This is a genomic window from Actinopolymorpha sp. NPDC004070, from assembly GCF_040610475.1.
Classification (GTDB): Bacteria; Actinomycetota; Actinomycetes; order Propionibacteriales; family Actinopolymorphaceae; genus Actinopolymorpha.
Window position 1 is genome coordinate 150,091 of record NZ_JBEXMJ010000009.1, and the last position, 16,632, is coordinate 166,722.

General features: G+C 66.8%; 16 protein-coding genes. 7 read left to right on the plus strand and 9 right to left on the minus strand.

Features of this window, described 5'->3' with window-relative positions:
* Nucleotides 1-152 precede the first annotated feature (152 nt).
* A complete protein-coding gene (locus ABZV93_RS17825; protein WP_354936953.1) occupies nt 153-1,175 on the minus strand; it encodes an aminoglycoside phosphotransferase family protein in 1,023 nt (340 codons plus the stop codon).
* Between the two features lie 42 nt (nt 1,176-1,217).
* Complete coding sequence (locus tag ABZV93_RS17830) at nt 1,218-1,508, minus strand: hypothetical protein (protein WP_354936956.1); 291 nt, start codon at nt 1,506-1,508, stop codon at nt 1,218-1,220.
* A 221-nt stretch (nt 1,509-1,729) separates the two neighbouring features.
* Here ABZV93_RS17830 and ABZV93_RS17835 point away from each other — a divergent pair, with 221 nt between their 5' ends.
* Together ABZV93_RS17835 and ABZV93_RS17840 are read left to right on the plus strand one after the other, a co-directional pair.
* On the plus strand, nt 1,730-3,637 hold the full coding sequence (locus tag ABZV93_RS17835) for a DUF3472 domain-containing protein (RefSeq protein ID WP_354936959.1): 1,908 nt from the start codon (nt 1,730-1,732) through the stop codon (nt 3,635-3,637).
* Nucleotides 3,638-3,680: 43 nt separating this feature from the next.
* Complete coding sequence (locus ABZV93_RS17840; protein WP_354936962.1) at nt 3,681-4,235, plus strand: isochorismatase family cysteine hydrolase; 555 nt, start codon at nt 3,681-3,683, stop codon at nt 4,233-4,235.
* A gap of 200 nt (nt 4,236-4,435) precedes the next feature.
* Here ABZV93_RS17840 and ABZV93_RS17845 read toward each other — a convergent pair whose 3' ends face one another.
* On the minus strand, nt 4,436-5,464 hold the full coding sequence (locus ABZV93_RS17845) for a LacI family DNA-binding transcriptional regulator (RefSeq protein WP_354936965.1): 1,029 nt from the start codon (nt 5,462-5,464) through the stop codon (nt 4,436-4,438).
* A gap of 118 nt (nt 5,465-5,582) precedes the next feature.
* Here ABZV93_RS17845 and ABZV93_RS17850 point away from each other — a divergent pair, with 118 nt between their 5' ends.
* From ABZV93_RS17850 to ABZV93_RS17865, 4 genes are read left to right on the plus strand one after another with little or no spacing between them, the layout of a single operon-like run.
* Complete coding sequence (locus tag ABZV93_RS17850) at nt 5,583-7,124, plus strand: arylsulfatase (protein WP_354936968.1); 1,542 nt, start codon at nt 5,583-5,585, stop codon at nt 7,122-7,124.
* Nucleotides 7,121-8,104, plus strand: coding sequence for a sugar ABC transporter permease (locus ABZV93_RS17855; protein ID WP_354936970.1), 984 nt, complete (start codon nt 7,121-7,123; stop codon nt 8,102-8,104). The genes ABZV93_RS17850 and ABZV93_RS17855 overlap by 4 nt, the downstream gene beginning before the upstream one ends.
* Complete coding sequence (locus ABZV93_RS17860) at nt 8,101-9,021, plus strand: carbohydrate ABC transporter permease (RefSeq protein ID WP_354936973.1); 921 nt, start codon at nt 8,101-8,103, stop codon at nt 9,019-9,021. Before ABZV93_RS17855 ends, ABZV93_RS17860 begins: the two co-directional genes overlap by 4 nt.
* 48 nt (nt 9,022-9,069) lie before the next feature.
* Nucleotides 9,070-10,647, plus strand: a complete 1,578-nt coding sequence (locus ABZV93_RS17865; protein ID WP_354936976.1) for an ABC transporter substrate-binding protein — start codon at nt 9,070-9,072, stop codon at nt 10,645-10,647.
* Between the two features lie 44 nt (nt 10,648-10,691).
* Here the strand turns inward: ABZV93_RS17865 and ABZV93_RS17870 are convergent, their stop codons facing one another.
* Nucleotides 10,692-11,423 carry a PIG-L deacetylase family protein gene (locus tag ABZV93_RS17870; RefSeq protein ID WP_354936979.1) on the minus strand — a complete coding sequence of 244 codons (732 nt, stop codon included), beginning with the start codon at nt 11,421-11,423 and terminating at the stop codon, nt 10,692-10,694.
* A 103-nt stretch (nt 11,424-11,526) separates the two neighbouring features.
* Between ABZV93_RS17870 and ABZV93_RS17875 the strand changes: the two genes are divergently transcribed.
* Entirely contained in the window at nt 11,527-12,303 is a 777-nt protein-coding gene (locus tag ABZV93_RS17875; RefSeq protein WP_354936982.1) for a TIM barrel protein, read from the plus strand.
* Between the two features lie 198 nt (nt 12,304-12,501).
* Here the strand turns inward: ABZV93_RS17875 and ABZV93_RS17880 are convergent, their stop codons facing one another.
* From ABZV93_RS17880 to ABZV93_RS17900, 5 genes are all read right to left on the minus strand, one after another.
* Nucleotides 12,502-12,798 (minus strand): hypothetical protein, encoded by a 297-nt coding sequence (locus tag ABZV93_RS17880; RefSeq protein WP_354936985.1) that lies wholly within the window; start codon nt 12,796-12,798, stop codon nt 12,502-12,504.
* A gap of 17 nt (nt 12,799-12,815) precedes the next feature.
* Nucleotides 12,816-13,919 (minus strand): amidohydrolase family protein, encoded by a 1,104-nt coding sequence (locus tag ABZV93_RS17885; RefSeq protein WP_354936988.1) that lies wholly within the window; start codon nt 13,917-13,919, stop codon nt 12,816-12,818.
* Between the two features lie 89 nt (nt 13,920-14,008).
* A complete protein-coding gene (locus ABZV93_RS17890) occupies nt 14,009-15,103 on the minus strand; it encodes an amidohydrolase family protein (protein WP_354936991.1) in 1,095 nt (364 codons plus the stop codon).
* A 79-nt stretch (nt 15,104-15,182) separates the two neighbouring features.
* Nucleotides 15,183-16,064 carry a PDR/VanB family oxidoreductase gene (locus tag ABZV93_RS17895; protein ID WP_354936994.1) on the minus strand — a complete coding sequence of 294 codons (882 nt, stop codon included), beginning with the start codon at nt 16,062-16,064 and terminating at the stop codon, nt 15,183-15,185.
* 91 nt (nt 16,065-16,155) lie between these two features.
* On the minus strand, nt 16,156-16,602 hold the full coding sequence (locus tag ABZV93_RS17900) for a Rieske (2Fe-2S) protein (RefSeq protein ID WP_354936998.1): 447 nt from the start codon (nt 16,600-16,602) through the stop codon (nt 16,156-16,158).
* Nucleotides 16,603-16,632 lie beyond the last annotated feature (30 nt).

A 16,632-nucleotide genomic window follows, 5' to 3' on the forward strand; every position in this document is an offset into this window, starting at 1 on the left:
ACGCACCTCCTTGCACTTGTCCCTGCGCCCGGCCGTGAGGCTGGACACATCATCCTGCGGCCCCCTGGCCCGAACCTGACGACACGCAGTAGCCCCTGAAACGGCGGACTTGCCGGTGAGCGGCGGATCGACAGGCTCTCGGCAAGGACGTGTCAGGAGTCAGGGCCGTCGAGGCGGTCGAGGTGGTCGACGGGGTCGAGGCCGTCAAGGCCGTCGAGGTCGGCGACCAGGCCGCGGATCAGCCGGCGTGAACGCTCGACGCAGGCCTGGTCGTTCTCGTCGACGCCGATCTCCAGCGAACCCAGCGCGATGATCAGTGTGTGCAGATCCAACCGACGCCGGTACGCCTGGTCTGTCGGCGCACCGTAGCCGGCGAACAGCGGCGGCAGGTCCAAGAGCGGACCACGGACTCGGAGCACGGCCAGGTCGTGGACCGGCGGGCCCGGCTTCCAGTCGCCGAAGTCGATGACGCCGCTCACGCGTACGGCCACGGTGTCGCCACCGTCCCTGCCGTCACCGGTGACGAAGATGTGCTTGGGGCCGAGGTCCCCATGGCACAGCACCCACCGCTCACAGGGAAAGTCGCGGACGTATCCCTCCAGCAGGTCGACCATCCGGTCGAACTCAGCCGGCGAGAACCCGCCGGCGAGGATCATGTCCCGCCTCGCGTACCGGTTCGCCAGTTCGCCCGCCATCTCGGTCTGCCAGTCGCGACCGTCGACACCGACGCTGTTGATACGGGCCATCAGCCCGCCGATCTCGGTGAGCAGGTCGTGGCGCTGTCGCCGCGAGAGGCGACCGAACACGTCACCGAGCGGACGGCCGGGCACGGTTCGCTGCACCATGACGGGGAAGTCGGTGCTGTCGATCCGCACGGTGTCGAGCAGCAGGATCTCCGGGACTGGCACGCCGGCGGCGCGGGCGGTCTCGATGGCCCGGGGCTCGCCGGCCGAGGCAGCAGGGGAGGGGTCGTCGTCGAAGCGCAGGATCCGGATCACCACGTCCTGCTCGTCGGTACACCAGACCCGGTAGACCTCGTTGGAGTACCCCTCCACGATTCGTTCCACGCGGCCGACGCCGGATCCCGTGGCCCGGCGTACCAGGCCGGCCAGCACCGACCGCGGCGTACTCACCTGAGCGTGCTGCCACTCCAGGTACGAACCGAGCGGTGACATGCTTGCCATTCCAACAGCCCCGAGTCCACGGGTCCAAGCGTTTTACCGGTAGGTCTTGTTCACCGGGGGAGTCGGTGATCGTGGGGTCAGAGCGGCGGACCCGGAGGGTTCCGCTTCCGGCGTCAGTCGGCGGGTTCGAGCTTGCCGGTCAGCATGAGCGTCCGCGGCGAAACCCGAGGCGTTCCTGACCATGGTCAGCTGGGCGTTGGTGATGCCGTCGAAGTCGTAGCGGCACGGTCCGCTGGTGAGGAGGTCCTTGTCGGGAATCTTCGGCCGGTAGGCCTGGAGGTCCTCGTTGAGTTGCTTGCCCTCCGGGGCTGTCGAGGTTCTCACCAGCGCCGAAAAGCTGCTGGGCACGTCGGGCGAACTCGCCGTACATCGCGTCGGCGAAGATCTGCGCGCGTACGACATAGCGTTCGACGACACTCGACGGGTTGTTCATGGTGAACACCACCGTCTGGTCGTCGGTCGCCTCGACCGATCCTGGACCGTTGATTGACGCCTGTGACGGGGCTTTGGTTGGGTCGGTAAACCTTCCCTCACAAGGAGTTCGGATGACTGGAGCAGGTCGTCTGGCCCGTCTTGGTGTTGCTGCCGGCCTGGCTGTCGGTGTCGTGACGGCCGGTCTTGTCGGTGGTGGTCCGGCCTCGGCGTCGCTCGGCGACTCACTCAGCGACCTACGTAACAACGTCTCGATCACCGACGCAGCCACCCATCAGCGCGGTCAACTCGACAGCGCCGGAAGCTCCTTCCGCGCCTCGGCGATGGCCGCGGCGGGGTACGGGCCCGGCGCGCATGTCAGCGTGGACGGCATCGACTTCACCATGCCCGACGTCGCACCGGGGGAGCCTGACAACTTCACCCCGAGCCCGGCCGAGACGACGGTCCGCGTACCCGGCAGCGGCAACGCGATCGCCTTCCTGGGCACCGCCGGTGGCTTCTCCGGACTCGACCTCACGGTGCACTACGCCGACCGCTCCAGCGAACGGTTGTGGGTCGGGATGCCCGCCTACACCGACACTGCCGCGGACCCACTCGACCTGTCGACGATCGCGACCACCGTCGCCGGCCGCAACACGACTGCCGCACCCGATGTCGACCTCGGAACCGACTACGCGGTCTTCACGGTCGGGGTGAACATCGACCCGTCCAAGAAGGTGCGCAGCCTCACCATGGCCAGCTTCGGTTCGGTCCACCTGTACGACCTGAAGGTCGTCACCGTCGACAAGCCGTTCGCGGTCGACTCCGTGCTGGGCCGGACTCCGCAGCCGGAGGACGACGGCGTGCCGTGCGATCCCCGCGTCGAGGGCAAGGAGGCCTGCGGGCCCTTCAACTACTGGGAGAACGCCGATCCCTCGGCGCACCTGCGCTACTTCCCGGCCTCCGGGGTCGTGCCCGAAGGAGCGACCGCCTTCTACAACGAGATCACCGTGCAGTCGTCGGTTCCGTCGACGTACTTCATGACCAACGGCTACAGCGGCGGCTACTACGGCATCCAGCAACTCGACGACGGCAGCAAGATCGCGATCTTCTCGATCTTCGGTCCCAGCAAGGGCACGGTGCCCGACGACAAGCTGACCTCGAAGGTGCTGTACCGCATCGGCTACGGCGACTTCGTGATCCATGGCGAGTACGCGGGCGGCCCGAGCATCCGGATCCCGTTCGACTGGAAGGTCGGCACGACGTACGCGACCATGGTCACCAACCAGCCGGACACGACGCAGGGCAACCATGCGCAGATCGTCACTGCGTGGCTGAACACCGAACCGATCGGCCACCGTCCGAACTGGCTGAAGCTGATGACGGTCAGGACCGAACGCCCGTCCGCGACGCTGCTTCAGCTGACCGGCTTGTACTCCTTCCTCGAGGACTTCGTCCGGGACGGGTCGTTCACCCAAGGACGGGCCCGTCAGGCCGCGTACGGCAACTCCGCGATCTACCACGCTCGTGGTGGATGGCGGCCGCTGAACCGAATCGGCTTCACCGGTCAGCTCTCCGGCAAGTACACGATCCAGAACGACGCCTACCCGACGCCAGGGAAGACCTGCGCGATCACCGAGAAGATCACCGGCGGCGACATTCCCTTCGCTGACGTTCGCAGCGGGTACGGCACGATCTGGGACACCACCAGGTGCGACGGCCCACGGAAGGTGCCGTCATACTCCCTTGCCCCGTTGGGGATCGGGGCGCCGATCCAGCAGGCCACGACGTTCCTCGACGTCGAAGCCTCCACCATCGGCGAGCAGCTTGCGGTGTCCACCGAGTTGCTGGCCGACGACGAGCCGGTGCAGGTGAGCGTCGACGGCACAACGGTGTCGGGTGCCGATCTGGCCGCCTCATCCACCGGCACACTCGACGTCAAGATCGCCTTGCCCGGCCCGCTGGCGCCTGGTGACCATGTCGTGGCGGTGAGCGGCCGGAGCAGCAACCTGACCGGCAGCACCACTGTGTCGGTCAAGTGACCGGCTCCAGCCGGGGGATAGGTCGGTTGGAAGGGGATCTTCGGTGACCACAGCGCTGATCGTCGGCGACGTCCAGAAAGGCATCACGGGGACCTACCCGTTCGCCCAGCAGGTCGTGCCGCGGCTCGTCGACCTGCTGCCCCGTGCCCGCGCGGTAGGCGTCCTCGTGGCGTTCGTGCATTTTGCCTTCCGGCCCAGTGGGACCGACCTGCCTCCGGACAACGAGCTGTACCGGTCGTTCTTCGATGCCGGAGACGCCTTTCACGAAGGATCACCGGGAAGCGAGATCGACCTGCCGGTCACAGCTGCCGACGTCGTCGTACGCAAGCGCCGGGCCAGCGCGTTCGCCGGAACGGACCTCGACCTGGTGCTCCGTGCTCGCCGCGTCGACACGGTGGCGGTCGCCGGGGTCGCGACCAGCGCGATGGTCGCCGCGACGTGTTACGACGCGGCCGACCGCGATTACCACGTGACCGTGCTGCGCGACGGCTGTGCCGACGCAGATCCGGCCGTGCACGACTTCTTCATGGACAAGATCTTTCCCGGCCGGGGGTTCGAGGTCACATCCTGCGCGGCCTGGCCGGGCGGGCGTGCGTGAGCGGGCAGCCGGCCCGGCTCGGCGCCACGTCAGGCGCCGGCAGCGGCGCCGGCCAGCAGGGCAAGGGCGAGAAGTGCCACCAGGAGAAGAGTCACGTGCTGCAACGTCTCACACGGACGGGGTCCGGCAGGTGAACTGCGACCGTACTCTCCGGGTCGGCACGCTCGGTAGTCGACGGGTCTCAGGGGCTGCCCTCGTCGTCAGGCGGAGTCTCTGAGGATCAGCCGCCACGGCACCTCGTGGGTACCTGTTCGCATACCGGGATCGTCGATGCGCGCGATCAGTCGTTCCAGTGTCGGCCGGAACTCTTCGACCGCGCTGCCAACTGTGGTCAGCGACGGCCGGAGGTCGGCGCCCTCGGGGATGTTGCCGGCTCCGATCACCTTGAGTTCGTGCGGGATGGAGATGCCCAGCTGCATGGCCGCCCACATGGTGGCGATCGCGGCGCGGTCGGAGTTGGCCATGATGGCGTCGGGTCTTCTGCGTGGCGACCGATCGAGCAGCTCGGTCGCCAGGTGCCGGGAGTCGAGAAACCCGGTGAACGCGTTCTCGCGATCCTGGACGACGGCGATGGAGTCGGGCCGGTAGCCGTGCTCGAGAAAGGTGTCGACGAACGCGTCGCGACGAGGGTGGTCGCCGGTGTCCGGCGCGTCGATGAAGGCCGGACGTTTGACGCCGAGGCCGATCAGGTGCTCGGCGGCTGCCCGGACGGCGGTCGCCTCGCGCTGGACCATGACGTCGAAACCTCGCGGACGGTACGAATGGTGGACCGCGAGCAGCGGCACCCGCCGTCCGATCCGGTACAGCCGCCCCGCACCGAACGAGGGTGAACCGACCACCACCGCGGCGTCGGCCAGGCCCTCCAGCAGCTGGGTCTCGATCAGGTCGGCGGCGTTCTCGGTGTGGCCGTACCGCTGGATGACGACGCCGAGTCCGTGATCGGCCGCGACCTCCTCGATCTGCGTGATCAGTCCCAGCGCCCAGGGGTTGAAGGGCGTGTACGCCGCCACCGCGACGAGCCCTGTGCGGCTGCGGGCCAGCACCCGGCCGGACCGGGCCGGGGTGTAGTCGAGATCTCGCATCGCTCGCAGAACCCGGGCGGCGATCTCGGGGGTTGCCGGGTGCTTCCGGTTCGCGCGCCCGCTGGCGACGTAGGAAACCGTCGCCGCCGACACGCCCGCGGCTCGCGCGACGTCGGCCTGCGTTGCTCGGCGCCGGTTCAACTTCACCTCTCAGGAGTTACCACACAGGTACGACGACATGGGTGACAGGGCATTGACAGCATGCCAGAGTAATGGTTGGTTAGGCGCATAACCGATACTTCATTTCCGGTCGGAGAGGTAGGGAATGGGCTTGCCGCCGTACGCCGCGAACAGTCGCCAGTCCGGCAGTCGTACCCGCCGTCAGGACAGACCCAACATCATGGTGATCTGTGTCGACCAGATGCGTGGCGACGCGATGTCCTGCGCGGGTCACCCAGTGGTGAAGACGCCGCACCTGGACGAGATCGCCGGTCAGGGCACCCGCTTCGCGCGGGCCTACTCGGCCACTCCGACGTGCGTGCCCGCCCGGGTCGCGTTGTTCACCGGGCAGTCCCAGGAGCGGCACGGCCGGACCGGCTACCGGGACGGCATCCCGTTCACCGAGGCGCATCCGGTGACCATGCAGGGCATGCTGCGCGAGCATGGCTACCAGACCCAGGCGATCGGCAAGATGCACGTCTTCCCCGAGCGGTCCCGGTGCGGCTTCGACGACGTACGGCTGCATGACGGTTTCCTGCACTTCGGGCGCCGCTACGGCGGTCGCCATCTGGAAGCCAACGACGACTACCTGACCTGGTTGCGCCGGCAGCCCGGGATGGATGCCCACGCCGACTACTTCGACGACGGCGTCGGCTGCAACTCCATGGTGGCGCTGCCGTGCAACCGCGACGAATACCTGCACCCGACCAACTGGGTGGTGCACGAGACCCTGGACTGGCTGCAGCGCCGCGACCCGACGGTGCCCTTCCTGAGCTACGTGTCGTTCCATCGACCGCACGCGCCGTTCAACCCACCGCAGTGGGCCTGGGACCAGTACTACGGCCGGCAGCGGACAGAGCCGCCGCGTGGTGACTGGATCGACGACTTCTCCGAGTTTCGCCGGGACAACTACCACCAGACGGTGATGGGCCGGCTGGATCCGGAGTCACACCACCGGACGACCACCGGCTACTACGGGCTGATCAGTCACATCGACGTCCAGATCAACCGGCTGCTCGAAGGGCTCGCCGACCACGAACTACTGGAGGACACCGCGATCGTCTTCGTGTCCGACCACGGCGACATGATGGGTGACCACGACATGTACCGGAAGTCGGTCGGCTTCGAGGGCAGCGCGCATGTTCCGATGATCGTCCGCCCCGCGCCGAGGTTCGCACCGGACGCGCCCCGAGGTGCCGTGGTCGACGACGTCACCGAGTTGCGGGACATCATGCCGACCGTGCTCGAGATGGCCGGCGTGCCGATCCCGGAGACGGTCGACGGTGCCAGCCTGGTGCCGTACGTCCAGGGGACCCGGCCGCAGAGTTGGCGCAGCGAGATCCACGGCGAACACACCCACTTCGCCCAGTCCCTGCAGTGGGTCACCGACGGCCGCCGCAAGTATCTCTGGGCGTCGGCCGAGGGCAGGGAACAGTTCTTCGACCTCGAGGAGGACCCGCAGGAACTCCACAACCTGGTCGGGGACCCCGGCAGGCAGACGGAGATCGACGACTGGCGGCGACGGCTGATCGGCTACCTGACCGACCGCGAGGAAGGCTACGTGGCCGACCGCGGGCTGGTCACCGGCAGACCGGCGCAGACCGAACGCTCCGACATCACCGCGCTGCTGGGCAAGGGAGCCGGATGACCGCTCTCGAGGCCGGCTCGGCGGTACAGCGCCGGGTCGGCGGGTGGTACCAGCGGGCGACGAGCCGCTGGTGTTACGTGTTCCTGCTGCCCGCTCTCGTGCTCACCGCGATGTTCACCTTCTACCCGATGGTGATGTCGTGGGTGTACTCCACGATGGACTGGGCCGGTTTCAGCAACGACATGACCTTCGTCGGCCTCGGCAACTATCGCGAACTGCTCGGTGACCACATGTTCTGGTCCGCGCTCGGCCGGTCGATGATCTTCGTGCTGGTCGGCACGCCGCTGCGGGTCGGGCTGGCGCTGGTGGTGGCGGTGATCCTGAACCGTCAGGTGATGCGCCTGTCGGTCGCCTTCCGCACGTTGTTCTTTCTTCCGGTGATGGCGTCCGCGTCGATCATCGGCGTGGTGATGACGTTCGTGCTGAGCCCGAACAACGGCCCGATCAACACCGCGCTCGCAGGAACGGGACTGGCGGGTTCGCCGGTGGAGTTCCTGTCCGACCCGAAGCTCGCGATCTGGACCGCGTTGCTCGTGCACACGTGGAAGAACTTCGGCATCACCATGATCTACTGGCTCGCAGCGCTGCAGACGGTTCCGGCGGAATACTACGAGGCCGCGCGCATCGACGGAGCCGGCTGGGCGGGCCTGGTGCGTCACGTCACCATGCCGATCCTGCTCCCGTTCGCGTTGATCATCATCGTGCTGACGGCGAAGGAGAACCTGCAGGCATTCGCGATCATCCAGGCCATGACGCAGGGTGGCCCGTACTTCAGCACCCAGGTGATGGAGATCTTCATCTACCGCACTGCCTTCGCCGCCGACGAGGCGGGTGGCGTGCCACGGCTCGGCTACGCGTCCGCGGCCGGTTGCTTCTTCGGGACCGTGACCCTGCTGCTCGCCCTCGTCCAACTGTGGGTGGCCCGGCGGGTCGCCGAGACCCGTCGTGAGCTCGGCAGGGCCCGAGGTGATGCCACATGACCGGCGACGCATCGTCGACGGCGGCCCCACCCAGGCCGGCAGAAGGGGCGCGACCCGGCGGAGGGCGGCGCGTCCAGCAGGGGCGGTTCTCGCGCCGGGACCGGCGCTGGGCAGTCATCATGTCGGCGATCCTGGTGCCGATCGTGATCGTGTGGGTGTATCCGTTCATCTGGACGGTCTCCTCCTCCCTGAAGAGCAGCAGTGAGATCTTCGGATCCCTGAGCCCGTTCAGCCCGGTTCTGCGGATCGGCAACTACGCACAGGCCTGGCGCGACGCGCAGATGGGGCGGTACTTCTTCAACACCGTCTTCGTCACCGGCTTCTCGATCCTGATCGCGGTGCTCACCGCCGCACTGATGGGGTACGTGCTCGGTCGCTATCGCTTCGCGGGCAAGAAGGTGGTCATCGCCGTGCTGGCGCTGGCGGTGTTCCTCCCGGAGGGTTACACCATCATCCCGGTGTACGACCTGATCGACCGGCTCCATCTGACCAACTCGTTGTGGGGCGTCACCCTGGCCGAGGCGGGCGGCGTGAACATCGTTGCCGTACTGCTCTTCGCGGGCTACTTCGCCCAGCTTCCGGCAGAACTCGAGGAAGCCGCCCGGATCGACGGCGCCGGCTTCCTGCGTACCTTCACCTCGGTGTATCTGCCCCTTGCTCGTCCGGTGACGGCGACAGCCGTGATCATGCAGTTCCTGCACAGCTGGAACGACTTCCTGCTCCCGTTGGTGCTGACCCTGACCCGGCCGGAGCTGCGGACCCTCTCGGTCGGCATCTACGCCCTTCGCGGCCAGTACCTCAGCGACTGGGGCGTGATGACCGCGGGGGCGACCATCGCGCTGGCACCGATCGTCGTCGTCTTCCTACTGCTGCAGCGCCACTTCGTGGAGAGCATCGCCGGGGCTGTGAAGGGGTGACCACATAACCCGGTCGCAGTGATCACCGAACCACCGAAGGAGTTTCTCATGCCTTATCGACACAGCAACGGGACGCAGTTCAGCAGGCGCCGTGTGCTGGGGCTCATCGGCGCGGCCGGCGCCGCACTCGCCACCGGCTGTCAGGTGGACACCGGCAGCGGTGGCGGCAACGGCAGTGGCACTGGCGCCGGGAAGGCGGCGAAGGGAAGCGATCCGAAGGCGATCAAGTTCCCCGATCTCCCGGGCAAGCTGCCGAGTGGTGACGCCACCTTCCGGTGGGTCGACAGTGGCGACCTGAAGTCGGTGTGGGAGCGGAGCGTGCTGGACGCGTTCACCGCCAAGCACTCCCACATCAAGACGCAGTACGACGGCAACGGCTGGGACAACGTCAACCAGGTCGTACCGCTCGGGATCAGGAACAAGAGTGCTCCGGACGTCTTCGCGCTGCCCCAGGACGTGCCCCCGCAGGTCGCGATCAACGAGGGGTGGGTTCGTCCGATCGACGACCTGATTCCCGACTTCGAGACCTGGCGTTCGCGATTCGGACCCGACGTGCTGGTCCCGGGCGTCAGCATCTTCAACGACCGGGTGTACAGCTGGCCGATCTCGTCGAACCGGCGCCTGGAACGGATGTCCATCTTCGACACCGAGGTGATGAAGGCCGCCGGCTACGACGACCCCGGCGCCCAGATCACCACCTGGGACGAACTCACCACCGCGCTGACCAAGGTCCGTAAGACCGGCAAGGCCGGCCTGATGGCCGGTGGCGACGGACTTGGCGGCATCGTCAGCTACCTTGCGGTGACCGCCGGCTGGCGCGGCCTCCCGGTCAACGGCATGGACATGCGGACCGGGCAGTACGCCTACACCGCCGACGGGTTCATGGCTGCCTACGAGCTGTTCGACAAGCTCGTCACCGACAAGCTCGTCGTGTCGGGGTTCGTCACGTTGCTGGAGAAGGACGCCCGGGCACAGATGACCGCGGGGAAGTCCGGAATGATCTTCAACGGGCCGTGGGACATCCCGGCCTGGAAGAAGGCGGCTCCCGACTGGAAGTACGACATCGCGTCACTCCCGTCACCGAATGGCAAGCCGTTCCTGGTTCCGTTCCTGGAGGGCAGCAACTCCAGTTGGGTGTACGCGCACACGAAGCTCCCGACCGTGGTCGGTCAGATCCTTTCGTACATGGGGTCTCCCGAGGGGCAGAAGATGATGGTCGTCCTCAGCGAGGGAAATCTGCAGTCACTGCAGCCCGAGGCGAACAAGGCAGCGGACCAGCCGGGTCTGCTGGACCCGCAGGCCAAGGCCGCCGTGTCGCTCGCCAGGCGAAGCATGCACGTGGCACCGCGTCCGGAGCTCCGCAACACCGACGTGGCGAAGGTGAACATCGCCCTGAAGGTGGTCACCCCGAACCTGAAGGACGTCATGCAGGGCCTGGTCACCGGCCAGCTGAGCAATCCGGCCAAGCAGTTCGCGACGCTGCAGTCCAAGCTGGACGCCGCACTGGACGCCGCCATCGCGGCCGCGAAGAAGAAGGGATCGACGGCAACCCGGGACGACTACGCGTTCGGCAACTGGGATCCGGCGAAGGACTACACCAGCGAGGACTACAAGGCGCTCAAGTGACGGCGCCGCCGTTCAGATGCGGTCGGCAACTCGACCCAGCGGCGTCAGATGGTCACGGCCCGGAAACTCTCGGCGAACTCGGCGCCGATCATCTCCCCAGCAGTCCGCATCGTCTTCTGCATCGAGGACCAGCTCGAACTGTCGAACGTCCATGCCGGCCGCCCCGGACGCTCGCCGTACTGGCTGACATGGCACTGGAAAGCGCGGACCTTCTGCTCGACCACGCCGGTGGTGTCGATGTACCGGTTGGCGTCCTGGGCGGTCGCGATCCAGATGTCGTCGACACGGTGCGGCGCCAGCCCCTCGTCGGCCAACTCCGGATACATCCGCGGCGTGCCGGCCTCCGGGAAGGCGGCCACCAAGGTGGCCTCGCCGACATTCATGTGCTCCCGGTGCGAGATCTCGACGGGGGAGTCGAGGGCGCGCCGTGGATCCAGGGTGAGGATCAGTTGCGGCCGGTGACAGCGGATCTGCCGGACGATGTCTCGCCGGAGCTCCGGCGTAACTTCCAGGCTGCCGTTCGGGTAGCCGAGGAACGTCACGTCCTTGACGCCGAGTACCTTCGCGGCGGCCCGCTGCTCCTCCGCTCGCATCTCGGCGACGTCGTCCTCGGTCATGTCGGGGTCGGGCCCGCTCTTGCGGCCGTCGGTGCAGCACACGTAGGTGACCTCGGCGCCACGGCCGGTGAGCAAGGCGACCGTGCCGCCGAACAGGTACTCCGCATCGTCAGGGTGGGCGTAGACGGCCAGGACCCGTTCGAAGTCCTTGAAGTACATCGATCTCCTCCTTGTCGGGGGCCCGTCGTGCTGTGTCCCGAGGCGCAGTCTGTCATCGTGGCAAGTGCCCCACTCGGTACACACTCACATCCGAGGAGAAGAAGTGACCTTCGAGCTGTCGCCCAACCTGACGTGGTTGTTCACCGAGGCCGGACCTTCGCCGGCGGACCGAGTCCGGGCCGCCGCCAAGGCTGGATTCCGGTTGGTCGACACGTGGTCACTGCCCCCGGCAGACCAGGCAGCGGACTACGTCGTCGCCCTGCGTGAGTCCGGCGTGACGATCATGGTCGTGACGGCGCCGATCGCAGAGGCTGGCGACGCTGCTCAACTCCAGGCGAACCTCGCCGCGCTCGCCGACGCGTTGCCCCTCGCGCAACAGATCGGCGCACGGTACTTCGTGGTGACCGGTGGAAACATCCTGGCAGGGGTCGAGCCCCGGGAGCAGCGGGCCGCGCTCGTCGAGTTCCTGACGCAGGCCGCGGAGACCGTGGCGGGCTCCGGTGTCGGCATCCTGCTGGAGAACCTCAACTCCCGCGTCGACCACCGCGGCTGTTTCCTCGACTCGACGCCGGAGACCGTCGCGATCGTTCGCGAGGTCGGACGGCCGGAGGTCGCGGTGCTCTACGACGCCTACCACTCCCTCGTCATGGGCGAGGACGTCCAGACGGTCCTTTCCGGCGTGGTGGACCAGGTGAAGCACGTACAGGTCGCTGACGTTCCGGGGCGTCACGAGCCCGGAACAGGAACGCTCGACTGGCCGAAGCTGCTTGCCGACCTCGAAGCGTCCGGCTACACCGGTCCGCTCGGCCTGGAGTACCAGCCGACCGTCGAGTCCGTCGCGTCGACCGAACTGCTCCGCCGGGTGGTCGCGGAGCGTTAGGGGGTAGGGCGTGGAATCCCGCTGATTGACGCGCTGTTCGCCGGTCATCCCGAGCGCTTGGTCGACTCCCCTCGCAGCAGGCGCTTTCTCTTCGGGTCCGAGGGCACGGACCCGCCGGCGTCACCGTTGCCACCGCCACGAGAGTCGTCGTCGATCCGGTCAGGTGGACCTGGCGCGACACGTCCGCCAACGCCAATGTCAACTGCGCTCGAGCCCGGCAGGGGGCGGATCTGGCCAACCTCGCGGGGCTCCCGCCTCCCGCTGGAAGCTGCCGAAGTACTTGTACGCGGCGCGTGCGCACGCATCGGCCAGGGTCATGACATCGAAGGAGTCTGCGCCCAAGTAGTGCCGCGCGACCAGGGTGTGGAGCACCTCTCCGGTGATCCGGGCCTCGGAGTGCGCCGCCTGCCCGTACCTGACAAGGCCGTCGTCGGTGCGCACACGGACGACGCAACCGTGGCCGGCGAACGTCTCGATGGAAATGATCCCGGTCAAGGGATCCCTTCCAGCCCTCAGCTTCTTCGTGCCGGCAGCTTGTAGAAGGCCCGGGCGTTCTCGGTGTAGATGTCCTCCCGCTGCTTGGCGGACAACCGCACCTTGAAGGTGTGCGCGGGGTGGTCGAAGTCCCAGTGTGGATAGTCCGTGGAGAACATCACCTTGTCGGTTCCGCCGAGGTGCTCGAACACCTTGTGCAGGTCGGCCGGCCGATGTGGTTCCTCGATCGGCTGGGTCGTCGTCCAGAAGTGTTCACGCAGATACTCCGATGGCCTACGGCGCACGTGCGGCACCTCGGAGCGGAAGCGCTCCCAATGGGTGTCCATCCGCCAGGCCAGGGACGGCAGCCAGGCGAACCCTCCCTCGATCAGCGCGATGCGCAGGTTCGGCAGCCGGTCGAAGATGCCGCCGAAGATCAGGCTCGTCACGTGAGCCTGGAACGCGGCCGACATCCCGGCGTGATCCTCCAGATAGAAGGACGGCCAGCCCGCCGCACTGATCGGAACGCCCCGGACGCCACCGCCGTAGTGGATGCCAACAGGCAGGTCGTGTCTGGCGGCAGCTTCGTACATCTTCCAGTAGCGCCGGTCGCCGAGAGGCGCGGCGCTGCGTGCCACCAGGAGCACCTGGACGAATCCCGGGTGCCCGGCCAGCCGCTCGATCTCGGCGACCGCCTGTTCACTGTGCTCCGCCGGCACGATCATGCCTGCTCGCAGCCGCGGTTCCGGCTCCAACCACTCCTTGATCTGCCAGTCGTTGGTGGCCGCCGACAGGGCCGCGGAGAACTCAGGATCAAGCTGACTGCCGGACGAACTGAGTGGCCCCAGGATCCCGAACTCGACGTTCAGTCCGTCGAGATGCTGCTTTTGCATGAATCCGAGATCAGCACCAGGATTCAGCCCCGACGGAGGGAAGGCGTCGTAGCGTGCGGGCGAGCCCTTGGGGTACACGTTGCCGGAGTGTTGGCGCGAGCCGAAGGTCCTCAGGTGCCTGAGCCAGCGATTCGAGAGGTAGGGCTCCAGGGAACCGGGCGACATCACGTTGTGGATGTCGCAGTCGATGATCATGTGTTTCGCCGCACTGCCACGAGCGGTACGTGGCTGCGTCTGTGTCTCGGTCATGCTCTCCTCCAGCGGGAGCGAATACAAACTGCAGGACGAACCAACGGACCGGCGACCGGGGTCAGCACGGCTGCCGGACTTGCCTAGCGTCATCTCAGCCGGTAGGTCGCGCGCGCATTGGTCGACATGATCCTGGTCCGGAGCTCCCCGGAAATCCCCTGCGGCAGCGAGTCGGCGGCGTTCGTGAAGTGCGCATGCGGGTAGTCAGTGGAGAACATCAGCATCTCGTCACAGAGAAGCTGATCGATGACCTCGGCGAGGAACCCCGGACTGTCGGGCCGGTCGAGGGGCGCGATGGTCATCCGAAGGTGGTCCCTCATCACCTCCGACGGAGGACGTTCGACCCATGGAACCTCGCGGCGGAGCCCCTTCCAGTCCTTGTCGAACCGCCACATCAGCGGCGGAAGCCAGGTGAAGCCGCCCTCGATCGTCGCGACGGTCAGGTCCGGAAACTGGACGAAGACACCTTCGGCGACGAGGCTCATCACCTGTGCCTGGAACGCCAGCGGAACGTTCACGTAGTCTTCGACGAAGTACGTCGGCCAGCCGATGGGGGTCACCGGATTGCCACTCAGGCCGCCGGCCTGCACCCCGACCACGAGACCGGCACTCTGAGCAGCTTCGTAGATGGGCCAGAACCCGCGCCGACCAAGCGGCTCACGGCTGCGCGACGGAACGGTCACCTGGACGAACTGGCTGTGCTGCGCGGCCCACTCGACTTCCCTGGCCGCAAGCGCCGGGTTCTGCAGAGGAAGTACGGCCGATCCACGTAGCCGGGAATCCTGTTCCAACCACTCGTGCAACTGCCAGCGGTTCAGCGCACGTGCCAGTGCCGCCGCCAGGTCGTCGTTGTGAATGGAGTCGATGGCGTAGGTGCAGTTGAGGATCGCGTACTGCAACTGCCACGGGTCGAGCAGTTGACGCCGCAGGAGCTCGAGGCTGGATCCGGGCGGGCCCTGCTCCGGCCGTGAGCCCTCGAGGAAGAGATTCGGCGCGTTGGACGGATAGAGATCCGAGGCCAGCCCACCCATACCGGATTCGATGATGTAGTCGCACCACCGTGCCTCGAGATAGGGGAACAGACTCGTCAGGCTGTCGAGGTTGATGTGTACGTCGGTGTCGACCAGATCCATGCCGGCCCACTGCTCCGGGCGCGCATAGTGTTCGAGCTGTTGCGTGGCCACTTGTGACCCCACCTTCCAGGTATACGAGGGCCGGTGAACTCGACGCTCAGACACCGACCGAAATCAGCTGTGTGGAACCTCACAGGTCGAGGACCAAACGGGGGGACAGCGCGCGGGAGACGCAGATCATCATCGTGTCGTTCGCAGCGCGCTCGTCGTCGTCGAGGACGGAGTCCCGGTGATCCGGTACACCTGCCAGCACAGTCGTCTGGCACGTGCCGCAGGTCCCTTCTTCGCAGTTGGACAACACATAGGTGCCGGCTTCGTCGACGACCTCGAGGATGGACCTGTCGGGCGGCACGACGAGTACTTCACCGCTGTCGGAGAGTTCGACCTCGAAGGTGGTGTCGACAACCTCTTCGACGACCGGCCTCGGCGCGAAGCGTTCGACCTGAAGCGTCCCGTGCGGCCAATGTGCGCTCTTCGCCTCAACTGCCGCGATGAGCGGTTCAGGGCCACAGCAGTAGATCAACGTCTCCGGTTGTGGTTCGGCCAGGAGGTGATCAAGGTCGATCAGGCCGTGACGGTCCTGTGGCCATTCGAGAACACGCGCGGGGTCGAAGCTGCCGACCTCGTCGCGGTAGGCCATGGATGCCTCGCTGCGACCGCCGTAGACGAGCCGCCAGTCGGCGCCCGCCGCGTGCACGGCGGCGATCATCGGGATGATCGGCGTGATTCCGATCCCACCGGCGATGAAGAGGTAGCGCGCACTCTGGTGCAGCGAGAAGTGGTTGCGCGGTCCGGCGACCGTCACGAGGTCGCCGGCCTGCATGCGCTCGCACAACGCGGCGGAGCCCCCTCGGCTGAGCGGCTCGCGCAACACGGCGATGCGCCACTGACCGCGGTCCAGCGGATCACCACACAGCGAGTACTGCCGAACGAGACCGGCGCGGACCTGCACGTCGACATGACTCCCCGGTGTCCACGGGGGCAGGTCCGAGACGCCGTCCGGGACGAGCACGAGTTCGGTGACCTCGCAGGACACCTGTCTCCGCGACTTCACCCTCATCGGGATGTCCGTCTCGCGCAACGGATCCATCGCCCGCGCGACGTCAGATATTGACAACGACATAGTCGCGGTCGACCTCGACCTCGTATGTCTCACCGGAGTAGGGACCCGGCTGGAATCCGGCTGCGGACAGCTCCGGATTCTTGGCCAGCGCACCGCCGGACTCCACCGCCGCGGGGTAGGCCTTGACCTTGGTCTTCGCGGGATCGAACCACGACTGCCCGGTGGCGATCTCGAACTCCCACCCGTGCCAGGGACAGCGGATGATCTCTCCGCGCATGATGTAGTCGTAGTTCCCGGGCTTGTCCGAGCGGACCAGTCCCGAGGTCACTCCCTCACACATCGGACCGCCACCGTGCGGGCACAGATTGCGAATTGCATAGAAGTTTCCGTTGACGTTGAAGACGCCGACCGACCTCCTGGCAATCTCAACCACCTTCCGGTGGCCGGGAGGTATTTCATCGACCGTCGCCACCACGTACTTCGTCACATTACCTCCTTGTGCGGGCGGCGTCGGCCG